Annotated in this window: 3 protein-coding genes and 2 pseudogenes; 4 read left to right on the top strand and 1 reads right to left on the bottom strand. The window is 71.0% G+C overall.

Translation table 11 applies throughout. The features are described 5' to 3' along the window. Positions 1–489 precede the first annotated feature (489 nt). Positions 490–1,983, top strand: a complete 1,494-nt coding sequence (cbiE, locus tag AC08OJ_RS18560; protein WP_476596406.1) for a precorrin-6y C5,15-methyltransferase (decarboxylating) subunit CbiE — start codon at positions 490–492, stop codon at positions 1,981–1,983. Positions 1,984–2,043: 60 nt separating this feature from the next. On the opposite strand, the gene AC08OJ_RS18555 is transcribed toward cbiE, so the two are convergent. Beyond that, the gene (locus AC08OJ_RS18555; protein ID WP_476596405.1) at positions 2,044–2,997 is read right to left on the bottom strand and encodes a FadR/GntR family transcriptional regulator; all 954 of its coding nucleotides are present in this window, start codon (positions 2,995–2,997) and stop codon (positions 2,044–2,046) included. Between the two features lie 202 nt (positions 2,998–3,199). On the opposite strand from AC08OJ_RS18555, the pseudogene AC08OJ_RS18550 reads away from it, so the two are divergent. From AC08OJ_RS18550 to AC08OJ_RS18540, 3 genes and pseudogenes are all read left to right on the top strand, one after another. Beyond that, positions 3,200–3,778, top strand: a pseudogene (locus tag AC08OJ_RS18550) (hypothetical protein); the annotation flags it as partial. After that, positions 3,729–3,908: pseudogene (locus tag AC08OJ_RS18545) on the top strand (hypothetical protein); the annotation flags it as partial. The pseudogenes AC08OJ_RS18550 and AC08OJ_RS18545, both read left to right, overlap by 50 nt. Positions 3,909–4,194: 286 nt before the next feature. Then, positions 4,195–4,872 carry a hypothetical protein gene (locus tag AC08OJ_RS18540; RefSeq protein WP_476596404.1) on the top strand — a complete coding sequence of 226 codons (678 nt, stop codon included), beginning with the start codon at positions 4,195–4,197 and terminating at the stop codon, positions 4,870–4,872. Positions 4,873–5,038: the final 166 nt, after the last annotated feature.

The following is a 5,038-nucleotide window of genomic DNA, read 5'->3' as shown; positions in this document are numbered from 1 at the left end:
GAACTACATGTTCACTTCCCGTAGACCCGACATAGAATAATCAAGTTATTTCAATGCAAATCCATGGTGCCCGATGCTGCGTTTGGACTTCAAACGTCCTGGCGCGATCGGGCCATGTGAGAATTTACCCGGCCATCCTATGCGCAGGTCTCGGAGCGCTCCTGGTACCCTGGCGTACAGATGTCTGCTCTTCCTGTTCCTGGGTCCGTCTGCGATCCGGACTTCGAAGGCCACACCGATCGCGGAGCCGGCGTGCAACGTGTCGGGGATCGCATTTCACCAGGAATTGCTACCCGATACGGTGGTGATTTTCCATCCCCTGGCCGTCGGCGGCCTCCGTGCCCGGCGGCGGCTGATATACCCGCGACCCGCCGCGGCTCGGTGGGACGCGGTTGCGCGGCAGGTGGCGGAGGTCGCCGACCAGGTCTGTCCGGACGAGGCGCACAGCTATTCTTGATCCTCCTGACCGACGCGCTACGCTGGCCTGTTGTGTCTGATACTGCCGCCACGTCGGCGACCGCGCCCGGATCCGGTGACGTCACCAGATTCGGGTCCCCCGGGCCGGTGAGCTCCGCCGACATCGGTGCCGACTCAATCCCCTCCGCTGTGCGCGTCACCGTGGTAGGTATCGGGGCCGACGGCTGGGCGGGGCTGGCGCCGACGGCCCGTGAGGTGGTGCGCGGGGCGGCCGTGCTGTTCGGCGCCGATCGCCAGCTTGCCCTCGTGCCCGAAAGGATCGACGGCCAGCCCGTCGGAGGCCGGCGGGTGCCGTGGCCGTCCCCGCTGCTGCCGGCCCTGCCCCGCCTGCTGGCCGGGCACGCCGGCACCGGCGGTCAGGCGGGGCGGGGTGAGCTCTGTGTTCTCGCGAGTGGTGATCCGATGTTCTTCGGGATCGGCACCACTCTGGTCCGGCTGCTGGGAGCGCACCGGGTGCGGGTCCTGCCCCATCCTTCGTCGCTCTCCCTGGCTTGCGCGCGGCTCGGGTGGGCCGTGGACGACGTCGACGTGGTGAGCGCGGTTGGGCGCCCCCTCGCGCAGGTGCAGGCCGCACTGGCGCCGCGTCGACGGCTGCTCGTCCTCAGCTCCGACCGGGCCACGCCCGTCGAGCTCGCCACCCTGCTCGTCGGGCGCGGGTACGGCGAGAGCCTGCTGACGGTTCTCGACCGGCTCGGGGGGCCGGACGAGGCGCGCCAGAGCGCCCCCGCCTCCGCCTGGGTCGAGGCCGGTGCCCGGGCCTGGGCCGCCGTGGAGCACCCGGGCGGGGCCGCCTCGGTCGTGCCGCCGGGGTCGGCCGTGCCGCAGGTGCCGTTGCGCGAGCCGGCGGACCTCAACGTCGTCGCTGTCGAGCCGGTGCCCACGCCGTCCGCCCCGCACCGCCCGCGGACGCCGGGCTTGCCTGATGACGCGTTCGAGCACGACGGTCAGCTCACCAGGCGGGAGATCCGGGCGGTGACCCTGGCCCGGCTCGGACCGGTCCCGGGCGAACTGCTGTGGGACGTCGGATCGGGCTCGGGCAGCATCGCGATCGAGTGGATGCGCACCCATGGCACCTGTCGTGCGATCGCGATCGAGCCGCGGGCGGAGCGCGCCGACCGGATCCGGCGCAATGCCACGGCTCTCGGCGTGCCGGCGCTGCGGATCGTGCCCGGCCGGGCGCCCGAGGCCCTGGCCGGGCTGCCGGCGCCGGATGCCGTCTTCATCGGGGGCGGCCTTACGACCCCCGGGCTGCTCGACGCCTGCTGGGCGGCGCTGGGCGGACGTGGCCGGCTCGTCGCCAACGCCGTCACCCTCGAGTCCGAGGCGTTCCTCGTCTCCTGGCACGCCCGCCTGGGCGGTGATTTGGTCCGGTTGTCAGTGAGTCGGGCGGTCCCGATCGGTGGCTTCACCGGATGGCGCCCGGCGAGACCGGTGACCCAGTGGACGGTGTGGCCCGCCACCCACCATCCGTCGGTCCGTCGATCCGTCGAAAATGTGGAGGGTTAAGCACGGCCGGCGGCCTGGAAACCGTGACCAACCCTCCACAGTTTGATTCAGCAGTTCGATTCAGCTGAGCAGGTCCAGCACGCACCGGCCGGCCGGACCGCCGGGGATCGCGTGGTCGGGGGCGGCGAGGTGCCGGTGCCAGAGATCGGCGGCGCCCTGTGTGTCGCCGGCCTCGATGAGGTCGATGAGCGTGGCGTGTATCCGGCGGGTCGCACGGGCGGACGATCGGTCATCGGTGGCGACCGCGGCGAGACTGGTCTCCTCCGGACGGTTGTCGGCACCGGGGTGACCGCCGTGGCTGTTCGTGAGCTCCACGAGATGCTGGAGCATCCCGGTGATCACGGTCAGTGTCTTGTTTCCGGTCAGCTCCACCACGGCCAGGTGAAAGGCGGCCTGGGCCGAGGCGAGCGCGACGGGATGGTCGGCGGCCTCGTCACCCTCGTGGAGGAGCTGGCGTAGCCGGGCGACGTCGGCGGGATCACGCCGTTCGGCGAGCAGCGCCGCGCACGGCGGCTCGATGACGGCACAGGCCTGGTGGACGTCGCCCAGGGCGGCGCCGCGGTGTTCGAGGACGAGACCGGCGTAGCGCGCGGCGACCTCGGGACTCGGGGTGTGGACCCGCGCGCCGCCGTGGGCCCCGCGCCGCACGAAGATTAGCGCCTCCGCCTCCAGCACCCGGAACGCCTCGCGCAGGGTGGGGAGCGAGACCCCGAACTGCGCCATCAGCGTGGGTTCGGGCGGTAGGGCGTCACCCTCGCTGAGCTCGCCGCGGATGATCCGCCGCCGCAGCTGGCTGGCGACGAGTTCCGCGGTCTTGGGTACCCGCACCCGCTGGCCGACCGGGGACGCGGCGGCCGAACCCGGCGTGGCCGAGACCGGGGCGGCCGGGATGTGGGCGGCCGGGACGTGGGCGGGCGAGACCGGGGGCTCCGGGTCCGGGGTGGCCTCCGTGGTGGATGCCCCGGCGACGGACGTGCCCGGGATGGTTCCCGCCGGAGCGGCTGGCCATGCCATGAGCGGTCCTCCTGCACAGCGGGCGTCGATCGTTGCCTAATGATCGTCGGATATCGGTGGACTGTGTGGCATATTTATGCCAACAGACGGCGATTCGTCCGGATTGTCGACATCGTGGCCTCAACATCATGCTTGGCGAAAGGGCGCGCCCGATCCACGGCATGACACCGGCGTGGCCTGACGTGGTAGGGCCTGACGTGGGATGAGTGCACGATGGGTACCGTCTCGCCGGGCTTTCAGGGCCGTCGGCGGTCCGCGCCCCCGCGCCTTCCTCCTGGTCAGTACCTGCGTGAACGCGGCGATCAACATCCTCCGGAGTAGTCACGCGGGCCGAACGGCTTCTTGTCGGCTTGGTCTCGCTTTCAACGGTGATTTCCGATGTATGGTCTACTGGGACATTTCTGGGTCCCGGTGGGGAGCGCCCGCGGACGCGGTCGCCCTGACGATCGACGACGGTCCGCATCCAGTGTGGACACCGCGGATGCTCGACGTCCTGCGCCGGGCTGGACCGGCTGGCCCGCGGGTTGAAGAACGTCACCGACTCCCGCACGGGCACGCGGAAGGGCCGCCGGGGCGGCTTTCCCCGGTTCAAGAAACGCGGGAAGGCCCGCGACTCGTTCCGCTACACCACCGGCACCTACGGTCCGGCTGGGGATCGGCACGTGAAGCTGTCCCGGATCGGCCGGGCAGTGCCGGTCGCCGTAGACGCGCCGCCACCCTCGGTCGCCTCCATGCCCGCGTCGCCTACCAGCGCCGCGACGGGCTGCGCAAGCTTACGACCAGGCTTACGACCAGCCATGACGGCGTGGTCGTCGAGGACCTGCACGTGGCCGGGCTCGAAGACCTGTTCCGGCTGTGGCGGGCGAAACCCAAGCCTCACCCTGTCGGACCGTATCTTCGCCTGCCAGTCCTGCGGGCTGATGATCGACCGTGACGCCAACGCCGCGGTCAACCTGAAGCACCTCGTCGCCGCCAGTACGTCGGAGACGGTAAACGCCCGTGGAGGCGCCCAGCCGTTCAGTCATCGCACACCGGCGCAGATCCGGGCCGAGATGGTCCGCGCCCAGTCGGTCATCGTCGACGCGGGCGGGAAACCGCCCGGCTCTTCCGCGCGCCGGGTGGTGACTGGTCGCCGGCGAGGGTTCATCGGCACCGGGCGGGGCACGTTCCTGGCGTTGGCCACGGAAGGAGCTCCCGATGACCCACGTCGCCGACATCGACTCCCCCTGGTTGGGCGCCTGGCACATTCCCCGCAGCCGGGGTGCGGTCAGTGGTCTGCTGCTGATGCTTTTGGGAGTGTGGGGGGCGCTGATTCCGTTCATCGGGCCGTACTTCGACTTCGCCTTCACCCCGAACAGCGCCTGGACCTGGACGTCGGCCCGTTTCTGGTTGGAGGTGCTGCCGGGTGCCGCCGCGTTCGTCGGTGGGTTCCTGCTGTTGATGAGCTCCACTCGGGGCACCGCCGCGCTGGGTGCGTGGCTCGCGATTGTCGCCGGCGCCTGGTTTGTTGTCGGCCCGACGCTGGCGGGCCCCTGGGACCTCGGCGCGCTCGGCCGGCCGCTCGGTGGGTCCGCCCGGCAGGCGCTCGTCTGGATCAGTTTCTTCTACGGCCTCGGCGCCGTGATCCTCTTTCTCGGTTCGACCGCGTGGGGTCGGCTGAGCGTGCGGGGGGTGCGCGACGTGGCCGCGGCGCGCCGTCAGCGGGAACTCCGGGAGCAGGCGGCCATGCGCCCGGGCCCCCTGGCGGAGCCGGAGGTCTATCCCAGCGACCGCCTCAGTGCCTCGGTCCCGACCGAGAGTGCTCCGACTGAGGGTGCTCCGGCCGAGGAACGCACGGGCGCGTTCGGCCGTCATCGGCGCCGCAGCCACCACTGACGGAAGGATCCGTCAGGGGGAACAGGGGAAGCGTGCGTCTCAGGGCCGGCCGTGCGCCTCAGGGTGGGCTGAGCGTCTCGACCCGGAGTGGTTTCGTGGGTCGGCACCGGCGAAGTCCTGCGTCCAGTAGGTGCCGTACGTCTGTCTTCCGCACATGGGGTTTCGA

The organism is Frankia sp. CgKIO3 (assembly GCF_977946435.1).
Note: the sequence above shows the minus strand (reverse complement) of the source record. Positions and strands in the feature narration are given on the sequence as shown.